Raw genomic sequence first — 20594 nt, forward strand, 5'->3', positions numbered from 1 at the left:
GGATTTGACCTATGCAGATTGATAAACAATCTCCGATTCCGATTTACTTTCAGATTATGGAACAATTAAAAACACAAATCAAAAACGGCGAGCTGAAAGCGGATGCGCTGCTTCCGTCGGAGCGGGAATACGCCGAACAATTCGGCATCAGCCGAATGACGGTGCGCCAGGCGCTTTCCAATCTGGTCAATGAAGGATTTTTATACAGGCAGAAAGGCCGGGGAACGTTCGTCAGCAAACTGAAGATGGAACAGCCGCTTCAAGGGCTGACAAGCTTTACGGAAGATATGAGAAGCCGGGGCATGAAGCCGGGGAGCAGACTTGCCGAATACCAGCTGATTCAGGCGACGGAAGAATTATCTTCTATCCTGGGATGCGGCTATCCGGCAACGCTTCATAAAATCATCCGCGTCCGGCTGGCAAATGATATCCCGATGGCGATTGAAGCCTCGTACATTCCGTTTGACAAAGCGGGAAAACTGGACGCCTCTCATTTTCAATCATCCATGTATGAGCATATTGAAGCGTACAATCAGATGCCGATCTCACGGGCAAAACAAGAGCTTGAACCGGGAGCCGCTTCCGAGGAAGAAGCTGAGCTGCTCGGTATCCAGCCCGGCGCCCCCGTCCTCTATATCAGGCGGACCACTTATCTGCAGGACGGCACTGCCTTTGAGCACGTCAAATCCGCCTACAGAGGCGACCGCTACACATTCGTGCATTATATGGACAGGGTGAAATGAAACATCTCCAACCGTTACGGGTTGGAGATGTTTTTTGATCTGCCATTTTCAAATCAAGCCGGTGAATGGTCTCTATGACTCTGTCAAAACGAAGAGGCTGTGGTTCTGGTATCTATTTTTATAAAGAAAAGAGTAATAAAATGCTACCCTCTGTTTTGGACAATATACGGAACCTGCTTTGAAACCAGCAGCAGCGGTTCTTTGTTTTTATGAGCCAGCGAAAACATGATTGCGCCTTCAATCATCGAGTTGATTGTCACCCCGAGCTTCTCCGCTTCCTCTTGTTCAAACCCATGCTCAAGAAATTTTGCCGCAAACACATCCGTCCACTTCTTGAACACCTCAACACATGTGCATCTTAACGTTTCATTGATCAGAGCGGTCTCACCCGCCAGCAATCCAACCGGCACGCCCTCAATATTCTGCGGATCATTAAACTGTTCAGCCGTTACATGAATAAAGTGCTGAATCGCTTCTATAGGGTCCGCGAATTGAGACATACTATTCTGTATTTGCTTTTCAACGCATCTTCCCGTATATTTGATCGCCGCAATGGCGAGTTCTGCTTTTCCGTTTGGAAAGTGATGATACACAGACCCTCTGGGTGCTCCGCTCTCTTTTATAATTTGATTCAAACCAGTCGCATGATATCCCTGAATCTGAAAAAGATATGCAGAGGTTTGAATAATTCTTTCTTTTGTCCCGGTTTTACTGTTCATTATGTTTCCTCCTGCATATTACGAAAACCAATCGATTTTAGTATAGAAAAGGGACATAAAAAAGTCAAAAGCACTTATCACAGCAGGGCGCCGCCATTTACGCACAGAAAAAAGCCTGCTGACCGTCAGATTTTCTTCTGAGCGATCAGCAGGCTGTATTTTTTTCGTTATGGGTTTGAGGCATGCCTGAAATCAAACTGATCCGGAGCCGGGCGATACGGCGTATTTCCCGTTTTGAACATCCACAGCGGTGATATTGTTTTGCCGTTGTACGGGTCCTTAACGACGGTGTACCAGTAATAAACGGAATCAGGCTGCAGGCCGTCCCAGACCCAATTTGCGGTTTTTCCGCTTTTTACGTGTTTTTTATGACCGAGCAGTTCGTTCGTATAGACGTTGCATTCAAAATAATCGGTCGCCACCCTTTTCCTCTTCGGCTGTAAATCCATTTCTGCTGAGAATTCGTCTTTATCAGCGAACAGATCGGTGTCATAGTAATTGATGTCATCCGTGTACGGCGAGTAGGAGAACATGTGAACCTGATTGGCGGCCTGATCGAATTGCATCATGCGCATAAAGCCCTGCCCCCCTTCCGGACCGTCCTGGTAGTCGGTCAGAATTTGGTGGACGAGGCGGTCCGGTTTTCCGTCCCCGTCATCGTCAAGCGCATCGGTTTTTTTCATGGCGTTATGGTAATGGCCGCTTAATACCATCGCCACATTGCGATTCGGCTTGACGACTTTTCGATAGATCGTTTCCCCGATCGGGCTTCGATTTCCGCTCACAAGCAAGTACTCATGAAAGCATAAGATAGCGGTTCGGTCCGGATACCTCTTCAGCACTTGATTGATCCAGTCAATCTCTTGTTCCGCAATGCCCCAGCCCATATAAATCATAATAAAATCGTTCCCGCTTGCCGACAGCAGGTCATAATGCCCGCGGTTATTTTTGTATGATCCGCCGTAATGCATGTTCTGTTCAAACCGGCGGCTCCCGAAGAAATCCCCGAAGGTTCGGTATGTGCCGTCTTTATGGCCGACGTCGTGATTGCCTGCAAGCACTCCGTACGGAATCCCCGCCTTGTCAAGCGTCCGCATGGAGTGATCGGCGTTTTTCCACTGTTTCATCACCATTGAATCATCGACGATATCACCGGTATGAAAGACATATTTAATATTGTGCTTTTCCTTATTTTCTTTGATCCACTCTGTCATTTTGTCAAAAATGTGCGGGTGCCCTTGTGCGTAATATTGTGTATCCGACATCCAGACAAACGTGTAATTGCCTTTCGCCGGTATTTGATCCTGCACGATGACATTCATTTTTGAGTTCTTCAACACATCCGCTGCGGAAACGGCGGCTTTTAATGTAAACGGCTTTTTATCTTTGGCAAGGACGCTGTCCGCCTCCTGCCAGCGGCTTGTCCGGTAATTCCAAATATACATGGTTACCTTTCGGCCTGGCAGAGAGCTTCCTTTCCAGACCGCCTCGGCCAGATCCGTTTCGTCGATAGACGGGTCAACGGAGACTTCGAATCGGTGATAAGGAAAACGCTCCATACTTTCCGTCGAAACGGTTTTTCCGTCATTTGCCGAGATGCGGTTCATTTCCGGCAGGGTAAACGGCATTTCATTTTCTTTTTTGCCCCTCGGCGGTTCCGTTAATGAGGCGTGTTTATACACTTTCACGCTGCCCGGATTCCGCGCGGTATAACGGAAGCCGCGATAAAATGATACATTCATGTCATCCTTCGTCGGGTCTTTTACCCGGACGGACAGCTTTGCTTTGCGGGCGCCGATTTTTTGATCGGCAAGCTCCGGCTGGTTCGGCTCCTCCCGTTTGATATGGAAGGTGCGGACGGAGGTTGTTTCATTTCCGGCAAGGTCTGCCGCAATGATAGTAAGGGTATGCTTTCCGGGCTTAAGATCGGCTGATGACGTGTGATGCGGGAGCGTAATGCTTTCTCCGTCCAAAAACGCTTTGACCTCTTCCACTTTGCTCCATTTGTCACGGATGTCCGCATTCAGCTCAACATTACCTTTCAGCGCCGCGCCTTCTTTAATATTCGGGACAATCTTCGGCCCCGTATTGTCCACCCGCACAGACTGGCTCAGCTGCTCCTCACCGTCGCTAACAAAAATGTGGTGATAGCCTTCCGAAAGCTTCGCCGTGTTCCACGGCAGCAGCCGTGATGTAAACAAATGATCCGGCAGGCTGAATGAGAAGGTCTTCTGCTGATTCGCCCGCCTGCCGTCACCGATAAACAGCTGCTCAGCCGGATCCGTCTTCCCGTCTTTGATCACCGTTCCGTCCGAAAGCACCAGACGGGCATGTTTCACGACAAAATCATCCCGATTCTCTCCTGTGTCATACGGAGAAACCTTTGAGCCCGAACGGATGGATACTTTCTGTGTTTTGCCCCCTTTTTGCAGCAGACGTTCCGGAAGGAGAACCGAGTGTGTTCTGTAGCGGTGAGACGGATCGTCAAAAATGTGCAGCACCTCGTTTTCCATCATGACGGTGTTTTGAAAATAAAGATTCGTTTTCCGGGCATCGAAGGCGAAATAGACTTCTTTTTCCAAGGCCGGCCGGGTCTCCTGCCGTTTGCCGTCAATCCACAGCTTGATCTTATCGGGGCTGACGTCGGAAGTCGCTTTGAGCAGATAGGTGCCGGATATCGTATCTTCGGGTTCAACATTCATTCTGAGTCCGTGTGATTTGCTCGTCTGTTCAATGTCAATCATCTTGACGGGCGTTTTTGCTTCATTTTCTCCATCACTGGCTGCGATATAATACTCAAGCTGATCCTGGCCGAGCAGTTCCGGGGAATAAAGAATGTGATGGTATAAGCTGTCGTTGCGGTCTTTTTCGGCCAGAATTCGTTTGAATGGTTTTTTCTCATTGGTCCGGTAATAAAACGCGGCTGTTTTGACAAGGTTTTTGTCTTTTATGTCAGCCTTTAATTCAATGCTTTCAGCGGGCCGGACGGGCTTTCTGTCTGTAAGGTCTTCGATGACCGGTTTTTCCTTGTCAGGTTTTATCACCCTTTTCTGCTGCGGGATCTGCGCCTGAAAAACGGAGCCCGGTGACGGCTTATGCTCGCTCGTGGAGATCTTCAGCAATTCTCCCGTTCCGTTCAGCGGATATTTGTACAGTAAAGAAGTCAGCCGGCGGAAAGCGTGTTTCCGGTAATGCGCTGAGGCGATACCCTTTCCGGTATTTGCCGACAGCACCACCGTACGCGGGCGGCCGTTGGACATTCCGTCCGTCCCTTCGATGACGGCGAGATGTTTTCCCTCCTTCAGGCGTGTCCCGTAATAGCGGTTGAAATCATCTATCGTCAGTTCTGATGCGGCGCGTCTCAGCCAAAACACGTAAGTCCCGCCTGACGGAATGACGGTATCTTCTTTCGGCCTCCATATCATATCTGATTCCGGCCCTTCCTTCGGATAGCGGTAGCGGATGTGATAGTCTTTAAAATGAATGGGCCTGTCCGTCGTGTTATACACCTCGATAAATTCATAGGCATCAGCGCCGTCTTCATTTTTCGTATCAACCGCAAGCTCCGTAATCATCAGCTCGGGAATATGATTCAAATCGGCTTGATAGCCGTCCAGCTTCAGCCGCTTTTTCTCCGATTCCGCCCGCTGTCTGCCGTTGGTGAAAACGAGGTAATATTCCAATTCTCCATTCCAGATATCCCGTTTTGAAACCTGGGCCGTAAACAGCCGGATTGCGCCTGGCGCGGGCTCCATCGGCACCATTTTAAACCCCAGCTCATTGCTTTGTTTATAAAAAAGAAACGCCGAAAACGCTTGATAGTCAGCATTCCGTACATGAGCCTGTATGAACAGGTTTCTTTTCATTTCCGCCTTTACTTCGATTTGGGGAGGATTCTCCAGAAGCGGTATGTAATGAGGCGGCTGTCCGAATTCCTGCTGATTCACGGGGATTGCCGATTCTTTGCGCGCCGCATCCGCAGAAGGACTCACACAAAGCAAACCAATCAGAAAAAAGAGCGTCATCACAAGTTTCATCTCATTACCTCCCTATGCATTATGTTGCGTCAGGAGGCCGCCGCTTATGTAACCGCACATAAAAAAGCTGCCCTCTCGGGACAGCTCGTTTTTTACCCTTTTCTAAGCGGCTCCAATATGCCTTTTTGGATCAGCAAGTGGAAAACGGACAGCACGACGGATGCCCAAATGGCGGTGCCGAACCCGTCAATCTGAAAGCTGTCTCCCATCAAGGCTGCGGTCATCATTAACGTAATGGCGTTGATGACAAACAGAAAGAGGCCGAGGGTCACAACCGTGACGGGCAATGTCAATATGACGATGATCGGCTTGATCAGTACATTTAACACAGAAAGAATCACACTGGCGATGACAGCCGCTCCGATACTGCTGATATGGACGGAATCAAAATATCCCGCGATAACGATTAATAATAAAGCATTTACTAAAATGCTGACTGCCCATTTGATCATTTATTTCAAATCTCCTTCTAAAGGTACAACAAAACACCAGATAATATATACAATCGGCACGATTCCGCTCGTGACAAGCGCTAATACAACGGTGATAATGCGTAAAAGCGACGCATCCATATTGACGTACTCCGCCAAACCGCCGACGACGCCGGCGATTTTACGGTTTTTTTCTGAACGGTAAAGTCTTTTCATCCAATCACCTCTGAGTATGCTTGAGCTTGATGGCTCCTGTTAACGATTCTGAGAAAATCGAGAGATGCTGATCATGGCCTTGATTTGATGCCAGCATCAGTTCTTTTTGAATGGTATCATTCTTTTCCTTTAAAATTTCCGCATCAATCAGCTCATGGCTGAGAGAGCCGAGATTGCTTTTCAGCTCCGCTTTCACCGCCGAATCATCAGGCAGAGCGATATCCACGTTTCCGGTCGTCGTTTTCGTGTAGATGGAGCGGCAGTGCGGCGCTGTCACGGTAAGCATGATATTGCCGTTAAAGCTTTGAACGTCAATGGATTCACTCGATCCGCGCAAATCAATCAAGCCGTTGATCGTTTCCGCTTCAATCGCGCCGCATTGATGTCCGGCCAGCTTGATTTGTCCGTTAGCCGTTTCCGCCGACGCTTTATCAGCCGTCAAATGAGAGAATGACAGAACGCCGTTTGTCGTTTTCGCCGAGAATTCTTTTACATGTAAATGTTCCCCTCTGATCGGTCCGTTAAACAGCTTCACTCTTATCTTATCGTACTCTTTCTGGGGAACATAAAGCGTGACATTGGTTTTCATCGTTTTCTTTTCCGTGCGGACAAAAAACTTATTGCCCTTCACTTCACACTCAATGTGCTGAAGAAATGCGGTGCGCGCCGCCTCCTGACTGTCCGCCCGGTACACTTTCGCCTGGCACTCCGCTCTGATATCTTCATCCGCCCACGGCACGATATTGACGCTGCCGTTTGCGATCTGCATATCAATGGCCGAGAATTCACTGTCTTTAAATTGAAAAATATGCTGCACTTCGTGTGCGTGGCCGAAATTCAGATCAAGATCCGCTTCCTTCACTTTTTTGACGGCAGAATCAATCCAGTCGAACAGCTTCGCCCCGAGCGACGGCTTTTGGCTTCCTTTTGCCCCGCTTTCGAAATCTTCCGCAGGTTCCTGGACCTCCGCAGATAATGCGGTGATCTGCTCTTCTTTTTCTTTATATTCATGATCCAGTTTTTCAATGAGCGTCAGTGCTTCCTGCGCCGTCAGCATGCCGTCTTCCACAAGCTTTAAAATCCGTTCTTTCTCCTGTTTCATACAAAACGCCTCCCCCGACTTTTCTTACACCTGGCGTAACACCTTAATTCCCTGCACGATATTCCAAATGACCGTTCCGATGAGGATCAGAAAATAAACAGCTGCTCCTGTTATCATAACAAAAACGGGCACCATACTCTCCCCCTGAGCCGTAATCAATCCGCCGACAACACCCGCGGTCACAATCAGCAATCCCGCAAACGGAATGATATGGGAAATCAGAGCGCGCATGGCATGCCGCTTCGTCTCTTTTTCATCGACGACAAAGTAAGCCACAATCGGAAGAATGAGCGGCGCGAGAAACACGCTGAAATAACAGATTGATGCGATAATCGCTTGATTTCGGTTCAATAAAAACACTCCCTGTGCCGTGATGTAAAAACCCTTCCTTATACATACGTATGACGAATGGGCGGGTTTCATTTTCATGCTAAGGACATGCTTCGTTATACGTAATTTTTGATTTCAGAGATTTCACTATAGAATCTTTTCCCCGAACCGATTACAATATGTAACAAAGCCTGACCGTATGCAAGGAGGACATACAAATGGAGAAAGATCCCGCAAACGCCCAAGTAACGGAAGAGAGTCTTCGAAATTTAATTCGCGAACAGAAAAGAATGAACAGCGAAATGCTGGCTGAATTGGAACAGATCAAAGCAGCCCCTCTTCCCATTTCCCATGATATCCAATATATAAAAGTGCTGCTGGACAGCAGCAGCACCCATATTCTGCAGGACTTAATGCATTTAAGCAGACAGCTTCCCCAACAGAAAAAAAGCCTGTAACAACAACAGCCCAAAACCGATGAGTTTTGGGCTGTTTTTATTGATCTATTACGTGGCTGCCGTTTCTTTTTCGGCCAGCAATGTTTTCATCCGTTTTCTATCACGTTCCATTACCGGTTTCAGATAGCGGCCCGTATATGACTCTTTCACTTCGACAACTTCTTCAGGCGTCCCGGAGGCTACGATCGTGCCGCCGCCCGCTCCGCCTTCAGGTCCCAGATCGACGATGTAGTCCGCCGTTTTAATGATATCGAGATTGTGTTCAATGACCAAAACGGTATCACCGTTATCGACGAGTCTTTGAAGTACAACCAAAAGCCTTGCGATATCATCAACATGGAGGCCTGTCGTCGGTTCGTCCAAAATATACAGCGTCCGGCCGGTGGAACGCTTATGCAGTTCGGAAGCGAGCTTGACGCGCTGCGCTTCTCCGCCTGACAGCGTCGTCGCCGGCTGGCCGAGCGTCACATACCCGAGTCCGACATCGGCAAGCGTTTGAAGCTTGCGTTTGATTTTCGGGATATTTTCAAAGAAAGACAGAGCATCTTCCACCGTCATATCCAGAACGTCAGAAATGCTTTTTCCTTTGTATGTGACCTCAAGCGTCTCCCGGTTGTAACGTTTGCCGTGGCACACTTCACACGGAACGTACACGTCAGGAAGGAAATGCATCTCAATTTTAATGATGCCGTCGCCGCGGCAGGCCTCACAGCGCCCGCCTTTTACATTAAAACTGAACCGGCCTTTTTTATAGCCGCGCACCTTTGCTTCATTTGTCTGCGCGAATACATCGCGGATATCATCAAACACACCCGTGTAAGTTGCCGGATTTGATCTCGGTGTCCGGCCGATCGGCGCCTGGTCGATGTCGATCACCTTATCAAGGTGGTCGAGGCCTTTGATCTCTTTATGGCTTCCCGGTTTCGCTTTGGCTTTATGAAGCTTTTGCGCAAGCGCCTTATGCAGAATTTCATTCACAAGCGTGCTTTTTCCGGAACCGGACACACCTGTCACCGCCGTAAAAGTGCCGAGCGGGAATTTGGCGTTCGCTTTTTTCAGGTTGTTTTCTGAAGCGCCTTTGATTTCAATGAACCGGCCGTCAGGCTTTCTTCTCTCCGGAGGCATGGGGATGAATTGAGCCCCTGACAAATAACGTCCGGTCAGAGAGTCCGCATCATTCATCACTTCTTCAGGCGTCCCCGCCGATATGACGCGGCCGCCGTGAATGCCGGCGCCCGGACCGATATCTATCAAATAATCGGCAGCCATCATCGTATCCTCATCATGCTCCACGACAATCAGTGTGTTGCCGAGATCCCTCATGTTTTTCAGCGCGCTGATCAGACGGTCATTGTCACGCTGGTGAAGGCCGATGGACGGCTCATCAAGAATGTACAGGACGCCTGACAAACGGGAGCCGATCTGCGTTGCAAGCCTGATGCGCTGGGCTTCTCCGCCTGACAGCGTTCCCGCCGCCCGGCTCAGCGTCAGGTAATCAAGACCGACTTTATCTAAAAAGCTGAGCCGCTCCACAATCTCTCTTAAAATTAAATCGGCAATCTGCATATCTTTCTCAGACAGTGTCAGTTTTTTGAAAAATTCCAGCGCATCGCCGACGGAAAGCTCGGTAATGGTGCCGATGTGGCGCCCGTTGACCAAAACGGACAGCGCTTCTTTCTTCAGCCGGTAGCCTTTGCACGTCGGGCACGGCTTCTGTGACATGTACTGCTCCATCTGTTCACGGATATAATCGGAGCTTGTCTCTTTATACCGTCTCTCAATATTGCGCAGCACGCCTTCAAATTCAATTTCATTTTCGCGCACTTGTCCGAAATCATTCTCGTATTTAAAGTAGATCCGTTCATCACCGCTGCCGTACAGCACTTTATCAAGCTGATGCTTCGGCAGGTCTTTGACCGGAGTCTCCATATCAATGCCGTAATGGCGGCAGACCGCCTGAAGCAGCTGCGGATAATATTGTGAACTGATCGGCGTCCACGGCGCGATGGCGTGTTCTTTTAATGACAGCTCAGGATTGGGAATGACGAGCTCAGGGTCCACTTCCAGCTTCAAGCCGAGACCGTCACAAGTCGGACAGGCGCCGAACGGGCTGTTAAACGAAAACAGCCGGGGTTCAAGCTCTCCGATAGAAAAACCGCACAGCGGACAGGCGTGATGCTCGCTGAACATCAGCTCCTCCTGACCGATGACATCTATCATGACACGGCCTTCCCCTAAGCGGAGCGCGGTTTCCAGTGAGTCGGAAAGCCGGGCGGCAACCCCTTCCTTGACGACAATCCGGTCAATGACGACTTCAATGGAATGCTTTTTGTTTTTTTCAAGTTCAATATCGTCGGAAAGCTCGGCCATTTCTCCGTCAATCCGCACCCTTACGTAACCTTGCTTTCTGATTTGGTCAAGCACTTTGACATGGGCGCCTTTTCTGCCTGAGATGATCGGCGCAAGCACTTGAAGCTTCGTCCGCTCCGGATATTCAAGAATCCGGTCAACCATCTGTTCAATCGTTTGCGACGTAATTTCAATGCCGTGCTCCGGGCAGTGCGGCTTCCCGACTCTCGCGTACAGCAGCCGGAGATAATCATAAATCTCCGTTACCGTTCCGACGGTTGACCGCGGATTGCGGCTCGTCGTTTTCTGATCAATGCTGATCGCCGGAGAAAGCCCTTCGATCGCATCGACGTCCGGCTTATCCATTTGCCCTAAAAATTGGCGCGCATAGGCAGAAAGCGATTCAACATACCGCCTCTGTCCTTCCGCATAAATGGTGTCAAAGGCAAGGGATGATTTTCCCGATCCGGACAGCCCCGTCACGACGACGAGCTGATCCCGCGGAATCGTTACATCAATGTTTTTTAAATTGTGCGCCCTTGCGCCTTTCACCTCGATCCGGTCAATTGCCATGTGTTCATCATCCTTCCGCTTTAAGCTCTAACAGTAAATCACGAAGCTCTGCCGCCCGCTCGAAATCAAGCGCTCTGGCCGCTTCTTTCATTTCGTGCTCCATTTGCTCAACGACTTTCTGGCGTTCTTTCTTCGTCATCTTCGCCAGTTTAGGCGCGGCTTTTGTTTTATATTCTTCTTTATCCTCAGCGGCCTGCGTCGCGCGGATCACATCGCGGATTTCCTTATTGATCGTTTGCGGCGTAATGCCGTGAATTTCGTTAAAGCGCTCCTGCTGTTCCCGGCGGCGCTTCGTTTCATTAATCGCGATTTCCATCGAATTCGTGATTTTATCGGCATACATGATGACGCGGCCTTCCGCGTTTCGTGCCGCCCGTCCGATCGTCTGAATCAGCGAACGTTCAGAACGGAGGAAGCCTTCTTTATCCGCATCGAGAATGGCGACAAGTGACACTTCCGGAATATCAAGCCCTTCCCTCAGCAGGTTGATGCCGATTAACACATCATGTTTTCCGAGGCGGAGGTCACGGATGATTTCAATCCGTTCAAGCGTCTTAATCTCGGAATGCAGATAATTGACCTTGATGCCGATTTCCTTGAGATAATCGGTCAGATCCTCTGACATTTTTTTCGTTAAAGTCGTCACAAGAACGCGCTCATTCCGTTCTATCCTCGCCTGAATCTCGCCGATCAGATCATCAATCTGTCCTTCGATCGGCCGGACGTCAATAAGGGGATCGAGGAGTCCAGTCGGTCTGATGATCTGCTCGATCATTTCCGGCGTATGCTCAATTTCATACGGTCCCGGAGTCGCCGACACGTACACGATATTGTGCATGTGTTTCTCAAATTCCTCGAATCGGAGCGGACGGTTGTCAAGCGCTGACGGCAGGCGGAACCCGTGATCGACAAGCACCTGTTTTCTCGCCTGGTCACCGTTGAACATGCCGCGCACCTGCGGAATCGTCACATGTGATTCATCAACGACAATCATAAAATCGTCCGGAAAATAATCAAGCAGCGTATACGGCGTAGAGCCCGGCGGACGGAGTGTCAAATGTCTTGAATAGTTCTCGATCCCTGAGCAAAAACCCATTTCCCGCATCATTTCAAGATCATATCTCGTCCGCTGCTCAAGCCGCTGCGCTTCAAGGAGCTTGCCGTTTTCGTGCATCACTTTCAAGCGCTCCTCAAGCTCCTGTTCAATATTCAGAATCGCTTTTTCCATCTTTTCCGCCCGGGTGACGAAGTGGGAAGCCGGGAAAATGGCGACATGGTCACGGTCGCCGAGAATTTCTCCGGTCAAAGCGTCGACCTCTCTGATCCGCTCAATTTCATCTCCGAAAAATTCCACTCTGATACAATGTTCATCACGGGAAGCCGGAAAGATTTCCACAACGTCTCCGCGCACGCGGAACGTCCCGCGCTGAAAGTCGATATCATTGCGGGCATACTGGATATCCACAAGCTTTCTCAGCAGCTCGTTCCGCTCAATTTCCATTTCCGGTCTGAGCGACACGACCATCTCCCGGTATTCTTCAGGTGAACCGAGACCGTATATACATGACACACTCGCGATAATAATGACATCTCTCCGTTCAAACAGAGAGGATGTCGCGGAGTGTCTCAGTTTATCAATTTCATCATTAATGCTTGCGTCTTTCTCTATAAAAGTATCCGTTTGAGGCACGTACGCCTCCGGCTGATAGTAATCGTAATAGCTGACAAAATATTCGACAGCGTTGTTCGGGAAAAACTCCTTAAACTCGCTGTACAGCTGTCCGGCAAGGGTTTTGTTATGGGCAATGACCAGTGTCGGTTTATTCACTTCTTTAATCAGATTGGACACGGTAAAGGTTTTGCCCGTCCCTGTCGCACCCAGGAGAGTCTGGTGTTTTCTGCCTTCCTGTATGCCTTTGACAAGCTTCTCAATCGCTTGCGGCTGATCTCCCTGGGGCTGATATTTCGAGACTAACTCAAAACGATCTTTCACAAAAAAGCCTCCGTTTCTTTACGAAATCTTCCTATTGATATAGTAACACAATGACGGGCAAAATCACTAAAAATACGAACTAAAGTTCGATGGTTTGTTTTTACCAAGTCAATTTTTGTATAAAAAACCTGCTTTTATGGCGTAAAAGCAGGCATTCTATTTCATATTCACCATGTCAGGCATTGTCTTTCTTTTTGTCTGCTTCTTTTTTGGCCATGTACAGCCCTCCGGCCACCAGCGATACAACATCCAATCCCACGATAAAATACGTTTCGGTATAACCCTTTAAATAGGATGCGAAAAGCAGTGCGGCTGTGAGAGCGATCGCCACATAGTGGTTAAACGTGACGCGCGTAAAAAGGACGACCAGCATAAAAGGGAAACATAATGCAAAAACGGCTTTTGTAATCACAAAAACCCTCCTCGGGAATTCTTCATCTCATCTGATTATAGTAAAAAATGAAGAATCGGACAATCGTTCCCCTGCTATCACAATACCCTTTTTCAGCAGTCTTCAATCATCTGTCAAAAAAATTGTGAATATAAATCCATTGAACCATTAACCAGATGAATCGAATTACCTTTCTTCAGCCGAAAGGATGAGAAGGTTTAGGTCTTTGTATCTTTGACAGTTTCTTCCTCCCTCTTTACAATGTAATGATAGTGTTTACTATCATTTTCTTGGATGAAGAAAAAAAGGGGGTCATACCGCATGTATTCAGTGCGATTTCAAAAAGCGGAAGAATCGAGCCGCTCTGCAGGAGCAAAAGGAATGAACCTGATTAAACTGACGAAAAACGGGCTGCCCGTTCCCGGCGGTTTTATCATTCAGACGAATGCCCTGACACGTTTTATGGAAGACAACGGGCTTCAAGCAGATCAGGAACAGATGGAGCGCGCCATTATGAACGGCACGTTTTCAAAAGAGCTTCGGGAGGAACTGACCGCGTCGTTTTATGAATTGAGAGAATCATACGCCTCTGTCGCCGTACGTTCCTCCTCCGCGTCCGAAGATCTTGAAGGGGCTTCTTTCGCGGGCCAGTACGAAACCTATTTAAATATCAAAACAGAAGAAGAGTTTCTCGGAAAAGTGAAAGAATGCTGGGCTTCCTTCTTCTCGGCGCGGGTCAGCGGTTATAAAGAGAAAATGAACAATGACACCGCAGAACCGTTAATGGGTGTTGTCGTGCAAGGGCTTATCAATTCCGAGGTTTCAGGAGTCATTTTCAGCCGCAACCCCGTCACACACGATGATGGAGAACTGATGATCAGCGCGAGCTACGGTCTCGGAGAAGCAATCGTCTCCGGCAGCGTGACGCCCGACACATTTATCGTCAATAAAGACACATTTCAGATTGAAAAAGAAATCGGCTTAAAAGAAATGTATATCGTTTCTAAAGACGAAGGCGTGACGGAAAAAGAGACGTCCGCTGACATGAGAAACCGCTTCTGCCTTGATGACGAGAGCGTCAAAGAGCTTGCCATGCTGACGATAAAGACGGAAGAACTGTACGGTTATCCCGTGGATCTCGAATTCGGATTTGCCGAAAATAAGCTGTATCTGCTTCAGGCCAGGCCGATTACAACGATCGTGCAGGATCAGAAAGCGGCAGACGAAGAACGGGAATTTATCATGACGCCCCGGGATCAGAAAGATTTTTGGCTCAATATGGAGGCCAATATAGAAGGCCCCGTCAGCCCGTTATTCGCCTCACTCATTGTGCCGGCTTTGGAATACGGCCTCAAAGAGAGCACGAAGACATTCCCTGTAATGGGCATCGAAATCGAGCGTGTCAAACTTCATCAGGGCCGTGTTTTTTCCAGACAGCATAAGACGGACGACAAGCTTCCCGCAGAACAGTTAGAAGCGCTTTTCCCCGTTTTGGCTGACCGTATGTACGATATTATTCAGGAAACCTTTCTGCCTTTTTATCAAAAGCTGGACGAACTGGCGCATACAGACCATACGCCGGAGACTGCCCTTGATGCATTCCGAAACCTGCAAGATTTCTATTTAAAAGGATACGCAGAACATTTCAATATTGTCTTTCCGCAGGTTGCGTTAAACATGATACTGGAATCCATGTACGGACAGGTTGAGAAAGAAAACACCTCCCTTCTGTATGAAATGCTGGCTGGCGTCATGAATAAGTCATTGGAAACCGACAGACAGCTCTGGCTGCTTTCCGGACAAGTAAAAGACAGCCCTGAGCTGCGGCGCGTCTTTACGGTTTCTCATGCCGATGAGCTGCATCAGACGCTTCTGCAATCAAATGAGGGAAAACGCTTTCTCGAACAAGTCGGTGAATTTTTACAGGAATACGGCTGGAGATCCGTGAAAAGTCATGATCTCATTGAAGAAACATGGGCGGAAAACCCTTATTTCGCTTTGGCCAACATTCAGAACTATGTCCGGAACGGATACGATTTTGACAGTGAGTTTCATAAAACGATAGAAAAACGAAAACAGCTCTACGCCGACTTTATGGATAGAATTGAAGATGATGGCTTCCGGGAGACGTTTGACCGCTATTATCAGTGGACATTGTCTTCATCCGTCATCAAAGATGATCACCATTTTTATATTGATGCGATGCTGGACGCCAAAGCGCGCCTCTGCCTTCTGAAAATCGGCGAGCTGCTTCAAAAACAAGGCGTAATCGATGATCGGGAGGATATGTGGTACTTATACAGCGATGAAGTCGAGAAAGCGCTCGTGTCGCCGGTTCCGATGCAGGAAAAAGCCGCTGAACGAAAACAGCTCTTCCAGCAATATCAATTGCTTGAAGCCCCCGCTTATCTCGGGACTCCGACTTCGGAACAGCTGAAAACGGCTGAACAGATTACCGGCTCCATCACAGAAGATGAAAAAAACACTGAACATCAAATTTACGGACTTGCGGCGTCAAGCGGAATCGCAAGCGGCCCGGTGAAAGTCATTCGTGACGCAAGTGAATTTTCCCGTTTTTCAACAGGAGACGTTCTTGTCTGCAAAATGACGACACCGCTGTGGACCAGTCTGTTCCAGGATGCAAAGGCCGTCATTACGGACACGGGCGGCATCCTGTCACATGCGGCGATCATCGCGAGAGAATACGGGCTCCCGGCCGTTCTCGGCACACGTGCCGCGACTGACAGGCTCAACGACGGAGATATCGTCACAGTGGACGGGACAAACGGCAAGATTACGATTGTCAAACGCGCTTCATGCTAGGTTTCCCTCTTTATTGACGGCCAGGGCGGGTGTATACTTGTCCTGCCAGTATTTACGCGAGGTGAAACATGTTGAGAACGACGAACAAGAGAATTATTGACGCCGCGATGAATCTGATCATCCAAAAAGGATACCGCGCAGCGACAACAAAAGAAATCGCAGAAAAAGCAAAAGTAAGCGAAGCAACGATTTTCCGTAATTTTAAAAACAAACAAGGATTAATGAAAGCCATGATTGAACAGCAGACGCCGGTTCCGGAAAGCATGATCACTAAGGCGGAAGGCGATCTGTATGAGGATCTTCTTCATTTCGCCGCGACCCTTCTTCAGCAATTGGAACAAAAAAAAGAAGTGTTCCGCATCTGCCTGCGCGAACCGGAACTATTCGAAGACGTCCTGCAGGATATTGTCGTATATCCGCAATCCGTGAAAAAGCATTTAATCGTTTACTTTAAGGAGCTGACAAAGAAAAATATGATAAGCCCCGGCAGCGAAGAAGCTAATGCAGACGTCTTTATGACGATGATTTTCGGTTATTTTATACACCGGCTGCAGCTGGGGAAAAGAGTCATTACTCTCTCTGAGGAAACGATGCTGAAACACAGCACTGAGATTTTCATGAAAGGCATTACCGGCCGGTCATTTTCCGGCTCCAAGGAGGATGAAGGATGGGTTCAAAGAAAGAATGGGCGCTGATCGTTTCGCTTTTGCTGGGAGCCATACTCGTTCCCATCAATTCTACGATGATCGCAGTCGCCCTTTCATCCATTTCCCGCTCATTCAGCGAATCAATTGCCAGCATCACATGGGTAGTGACCGTGTATTTAATCGTGATGGCCGTGACACAGCCCATTGCCGGCAAACTCGGTGATATGTACGGAAACAAAAAAATGTATTTATGGGGCGTCGGCCTTTTTCTCATCGCATCATTGGGGTGCGCCCTCTCGCCAAGTCTTTTCTTATTGATTTTCTTCCGGGCGCTTCAGGCTGCCGGCGGCGCTTTGCTTACGCCAAACAGCATCGCCATCATCCGCCATGTCGTGTCTGAAAAACGGCTTCCGAAAGTATTCGGCTTTTTCGGCCTCGGTGCCGGGCTGGGCGCGGCTCTCGGTCCGTTTATCGGCTCTCTTTTAATTGAGAGCTTCAGCTGGCATTCGATCTTTTGGGTCAACATTCCGTTTCTTGCAATCGCACTCGTGACGGCATTAGTGATGTTTCCTAAATATAAAGAAGAAACGTCTGACGCTCCGCTTGATATCATCGGGTCCGTTTTGCTTGCCGGAAGCATTGTATCTATTATTCTTCTGACGAAAAATGAAAGCTCTTTGGGCTATTGGGTGTACGCGCTGCTCATTCTCATATTTGTTCCGCTATTTTTCAGGCGGGAGCTGCGCACGAAACATCCGATTATTGATTTTGACCTGTTTAAAAACACGACCTTTACGAGCGCCAATCTGTCGGTTCTGTTAAGCAATTTAATGATGTACGCCGTGTTATTGATTATGCCGCTCTTTATGACCGGCCACTTCAGCATGAATACGTCGCACAGCGGCATGGCGCTGTCAGTCTTTTCTGTTTTCATGTCCGCCAGCAACTGGGGCGGAGCTCAGCTGCATCAGAAATGGGGCGCGCGAAGAATGATTTTTCTGTCCTTCGGGCTGATGGCCGTAGCCAATCTCTTATTTCTGCTTTTGGTTTATTCCCATTCCGTTCCGTTTCTTATGGCATCGCTTATTGTCGGAGGCATCGCGTCAGGTGCGGGGCTGACGAGCATGCAGGTATCTTCTCTTGCGACGGTAGAACCGGGCATGTCCGGCATCGCATCCGGGATTTTCTCCACCTTCCGTTATTTCGGAAGCATTATTTCTTCAGCACTGATCGGTTTAATCTCCGGGTTTCATATTCTGTTTATCATATTGATCGGAGTTTCTGTGATCGGCTTGTTCGTATCGCTTGGTATCAAGTCCGGGGAAACCGTTCAGACGAAAAAAAGCCATTCGGCGTAAACGAAAAAGGTTCCGTAAGCAGCTGCTTTCCGGAACCTTTTCCAGTTTTCCTTCTTATTTTCCTCTCTCAAAGTGTCACCGCAATGCCGTTGCAATGTAAATGGCTGAGAATTCCGATCAAGTTCGGCGCTGCCGTAAAAAGAGCCCGGCCGCCGTTAAGTTAGCGGCACCGGGCTTTTTATATGTGATTTTTCATAATTAATAAAACTGAAAGCTTATTATTTCCAATGTTTTTTCTTAATTTTTTTCATAATTCTCCTTACTAAAACCTACCTAAAACAATTATTGAATATTACTTTTATAATTAAGCAAAATTAAGTAACAATCATTGAAGGATTCTCAGACTGGTAAAATTTATTTTAAATATAATATTTCAAAACACATTCAAACTGTACAAAGAAAAGAAAGTCTAAATTTTTATTTTTGGAACTTGATTGGGACAAGAAAGTCTAAACCAAAATCTAGGCGATCCAGGTGGGTGGCCTGGTAAATATTTTGAGTCTCTGTATCTTTAACAATAGTATTTACAATATCATTAGGATACCGATTCAAAAAAAATGTTCTCCTTTAAACTTATGAAATTTCACGTTTCTTCAACAACTTCACTCCATTTATGCATTTCATTGATATGAGTCGAAAAATCGCTATCCGCATAAAAAACGCTTACTCCACAACTTATTTTTTCTGCTTTGGGCTGAAACTTATAATTGTCCAAAATTATAAAATCTGCTCGCAAAATCGGAAGAAACATATCCATAATCTCTTTTGTATAAAACTCCTCTGGTATTCCCCCATATTGTTCCACCTTTGTCAAGAAAGTTTCATTAGTCATATTTTCAATGTCTTCTCTCTTTTCAAAAATATGTGGAGCATCTCGCCCAGAAAAAAACAGATGCCTTGGTTCCTTAGTTCCCATTTGCTTAAGTTTATAATATATCTCATAAGTCAATAAGGCTCCCATGCTGTGTCCAAATATAACATATTCATCGTCATATTCTAATTGTTCACTTATTCTTTTGGCGATATCTTCACTTGCTTCACCAACAGACTGGTAACAAGGCTCTGTGAATCGAGTTCCTCTTCCAGCCAATTCACATATACACAATTCATATCTATCCGGCAGTAGTTTTTTCCATTCATAATATGCATTTACCGAGGCTCCAGCATATGGAATAGGAAATACTTTTATTTTATTTATTTCACTCACTCCTATGTTCAACTTGAGCCCACTATCATTACTATATAAACCTATAAGTATTCAAGATACATTTAATTGTACTTCTCTATCTCTCGCTGCTCTGCCAGCAACAAATTCACCATATCACTATAGCTATTCAAACCGTCTGTCTGATTATTTGCCTTCAGATATACGTCATTTACATTTCTTGAAATACTTGAAATAACACCCTCATACTTATCCCGGTACTGCTCATTTTGTTCTATATCATGCCGCACCGCTTTGGACAGACTGGACATTATATCAGACGCCTTATCTGGATCCACTTTCTTTAGCTCAGATATAGAATAATCAAATGCCAGAAATAAACCACTGTATAGTATCATTGGATCATCCTGCTGCTTACATGCCAGATAAGCTATAAAATTAGCCTCATCCTCATGCATGAAACCACTCTGATGTGCCAATTCATGCGCCATAGTAGCAGGCACCAAAAAAACTGGCACATTAACATTGATATTGGATTCATAAGTAAAAGGGACAAAAATACCATGTATCCCTGCATGCGACATTAGTTTTGACATCACCACTGGTTTTGGTGTTGAATATGAATGCTCCAAAACAGGATATTTCTTTGATAACATTTGCATCGAGAACACTGCGTGTTGTGCATAATAATCAAAAACCTCTGGTACATGAGCCAAAAGATCAGTGTCCGCTAACTTTTCCCTTGCCAATTCCATTTCAACGGCAAGCGACTTACTCAATTTGACCAGTTCCTCCTTGCTGTAGTTCTCTTCTTTATATTCGGTATAAGACAAAAAAGAATATCTGTAATAGTTTATTCCACCCAAAATAGTATAACAAAAATATATCACGCTACAGATCGTAACTATTCCTAGAGCACCACGATAAACTACCATCCTACGTACACCTTTACTCATGATAACCTTGCGCACATAATAAACGATATAAAATAGAAAAAGTAACACAACCAACACGACGAGCCATTCACTAACAGAAAACTTGACCCAAGAAGGTACAAATCCTACTATTTTTGACAATAACGGATATACAGACCTACTGTATTTCTCCGCCCAATCCTGATGGTTCTGCGCGTATTTTGTCAGTATATAAGCTATAACTCCAAGTGAGATCAACGGCAATCTCTTAAGTAAAAGCTTTTTTATAATGTACTCCCCCTATCCAACATAACCATTATAATCAGTTATTCTTAATATATATCC

Annotated in this window: 16 protein-coding genes; 5 read left to right on the forward strand and 11 right to left on the reverse strand. The window is 47.0% G+C overall.

Features of this window, described 5'->3' with window-relative positions:
- Positions 1-11: 11 nt before the first annotated feature.
- Positions 12-743, forward strand: coding sequence for a GntR family transcriptional regulator (locus SB847_RS13205; protein WP_101669674.1), 732 nt, complete (start codon positions 12-14; stop codon positions 741-743).
- 143 nt (positions 744-886) lie between these two features.
- On the opposite strand, the gene SB847_RS13210 is transcribed toward SB847_RS13205, so the two are convergent.
- From SB847_RS13210 to SB847_RS13235, 6 genes are all read right to left on the reverse strand, one after another.
- Positions 887-1462, reverse strand: a complete 576-nt coding sequence (locus SB847_RS13210; RefSeq protein ID WP_015418312.1) for a TetR/AcrR family transcriptional regulator — start codon at positions 1460-1462, stop codon at positions 887-889.
- 167 nt (positions 1463-1629) lie between these two features.
- A complete protein-coding gene (locus tag SB847_RS13215) occupies positions 1630-5499 on the reverse strand; it encodes a metallophosphoesterase (protein ID WP_410577935.1) in 3870 nt (1289 codons plus the stop codon).
- Positions 5500-5591: 92 nt separating this feature from the next.
- Positions 5592-5951: a phage holin family protein gene (locus tag SB847_RS13220; protein ID WP_014418984.1), complete on the reverse strand. Its 360-nt coding sequence runs from the start codon at positions 5949-5951 to the stop codon at positions 5592-5594.
- A complete protein-coding gene (locus SB847_RS13225; RefSeq protein ID WP_007407447.1) occupies positions 5952-6146 on the reverse strand; it encodes a PspC domain-containing protein in 195 nt (64 codons plus the stop codon).
- A gap of 4 nt (positions 6147-6150) precedes the next feature.
- A complete protein-coding gene (locus SB847_RS13230) occupies positions 6151-7248 on the reverse strand; it encodes a DUF4097 family beta strand repeat-containing protein (protein ID WP_007614045.1) in 1098 nt (365 codons plus the stop codon).
- Positions 7249-7272: 24 nt separating this feature from the next.
- Positions 7273-7599 (reverse strand): hypothetical protein, encoded by a 327-nt coding sequence (locus tag SB847_RS13235; protein ID WP_410563740.1) that lies wholly within the window; start codon positions 7597-7599, stop codon positions 7273-7275.
- 197 nt (positions 7600-7796) lie between these two features.
- On the opposite strand from SB847_RS13235, the gene SB847_RS13240 reads away from it, so the two are divergent.
- Positions 7797-8036, forward strand: coding sequence for a hypothetical protein (locus SB847_RS13240; RefSeq protein ID WP_038460009.1), 240 nt, complete (start codon positions 7797-7799; stop codon positions 8034-8036).
- A gap of 48 nt (positions 8037-8084) precedes the next feature.
- Here SB847_RS13240 and uvrA read toward each other — a convergent pair whose 3' ends face one another.
- From uvrA to SB847_RS13255, 3 genes are all read right to left on the reverse strand, one after another.
- Positions 8085-10958, reverse strand: a complete 2874-nt coding sequence (gene uvrA, locus SB847_RS13245) for an excinuclease ABC subunit UvrA (RefSeq protein WP_038460011.1) — start codon at positions 10956-10958, stop codon at positions 8085-8087.
- 7 nt (positions 10959-10965) lie between these two features.
- Positions 10966-12951, reverse strand: coding sequence for an excinuclease ABC subunit UvrB (uvrB, locus tag SB847_RS13250; RefSeq protein ID WP_003151439.1), 1986 nt, complete (start codon positions 12949-12951; stop codon positions 10966-10968).
- Between the two features lie 175 nt (positions 12952-13126).
- Positions 13127-13363 carry a CsbA family protein gene (locus tag SB847_RS13255; RefSeq protein ID WP_003151438.1) on the reverse strand — a complete coding sequence of 79 codons (237 nt, stop codon included), beginning with the start codon at positions 13361-13363 and terminating at the stop codon, positions 13127-13129.
- Between the two features lie 300 nt (positions 13364-13663).
- Between SB847_RS13255 and SB847_RS13260 the strand changes: the two genes are divergently transcribed.
- From SB847_RS13260 to SB847_RS13270, 3 genes are all read left to right on the forward strand, one after another.
- Positions 13664-16165, forward strand: coding sequence for a PEP/pyruvate-binding domain-containing protein (locus tag SB847_RS13260; RefSeq protein ID WP_410577937.1), 2502 nt, complete (start codon positions 13664-13666; stop codon positions 16163-16165).
- Positions 16166-16236: 71 nt separating this feature from the next.
- Positions 16237-16860: a TetR/AcrR family transcriptional regulator gene (locus SB847_RS13265; RefSeq protein ID WP_015240677.1), complete on the forward strand. Its 624-nt coding sequence runs from the start codon at positions 16237-16239 to the stop codon at positions 16858-16860.
- Complete coding sequence (locus SB847_RS13270; protein WP_022553858.1) at positions 16833-18170, forward strand: MFS transporter; 1338 nt, start codon at positions 16833-16835, stop codon at positions 18168-18170. Before SB847_RS13265 ends, SB847_RS13270 begins: the two co-directional genes overlap by 28 nt.
- A gap of 583 nt (positions 18171-18753) precedes the next feature.
- Here SB847_RS13270 and SB847_RS13275 read toward each other — a convergent pair.
- Both SB847_RS13275 and SB847_RS13280 read right to left on the reverse strand, forming a co-directional pair.
- The gene (locus tag SB847_RS13275; protein WP_410577939.1) at positions 18754-19389 is read right to left on the reverse strand and encodes a thioesterase II family protein; all 636 of its coding nucleotides are present in this window, start codon (positions 19387-19389) and stop codon (positions 18754-18756) included.
- 50 nt (positions 19390-19439) lie between these two features.
- On the reverse strand, positions 19440-20507 hold the full coding sequence (locus SB847_RS13280; RefSeq protein WP_032876952.1) for a DUF3810 domain-containing protein: 1068 nt from the start codon (positions 20505-20507) through the stop codon (positions 19440-19442).
- Positions 20508-20594 lie beyond the last annotated feature (87 nt).

The organism is Bacillus sp. SIMBA_026, from assembly GCF_046535335.1.
Lineage (GTDB): Bacteria > Bacillota > Bacilli > Bacillales > Bacillaceae > Bacillus > Bacillus velezensis.

Coding starts and splice junctions, on each gene's coding strand:
- SB847_RS13240 (WP_038460009.1), top strand. CDS start 7,797: ATGGAGAAAGATCCCGCAAACGCCCAAGTAACGGAAGAGAGTCTTCGA.
- SB847_RS13225 (WP_007407447.1), bottom strand. CDS start 6,146: ATGAAAAGACTTTACCGTTCAGAAAAAAACCGTAAAATCGCCGGCGTC.
- SB847_RS13210 (WP_015418312.1), bottom strand. CDS start 1,462: ATGAACAGTAAAACCGGGACAAAAGAAAGAATTATTCAAACCTCTGCA.
- SB847_RS13220 (WP_014418984.1), bottom strand. CDS start 5,951: ATGATCAAATGGGCAGTCAGCATTTTAGTAAATGCTTTATTATTAATC.
- SB847_RS13260 (WP_410577937.1), top strand. CDS start 13,664: ATGTATTCAGTGCGATTTCAAAAAGCGGAAGAATCGAGCCGCTCTGCA.
- SB847_RS13230 (WP_007614045.1), bottom strand. CDS start 7,248: ATGAAACAGGAGAAAGAACGGATTTTAAAGCTTGTGGAAGACGGCATG.
- SB847_RS13215 (WP_410577935.1), bottom strand. CDS start 5,499: ATGAAACTTGTGATGACGCTCTTTTTTCTGATTGGTTTGCTTTGTGTG.
- uvrA (WP_038460011.1), bottom strand. CDS start 10,958: ATGGCAATTGACCGGATCGAGGTGAAAGGCGCAAGGGCGCACAATTTA.
- SB847_RS13270 (WP_022553858.1), top strand. CDS start 16,833: ATGGGTTCAAAGAAAGAATGGGCGCTGATCGTTTCGCTTTTGCTGGGA.
- SB847_RS13205 (WP_101669674.1), top strand. CDS start 12: ATGCAGATTGATAAACAATCTCCGATTCCGATTTACTTTCAGATTATG.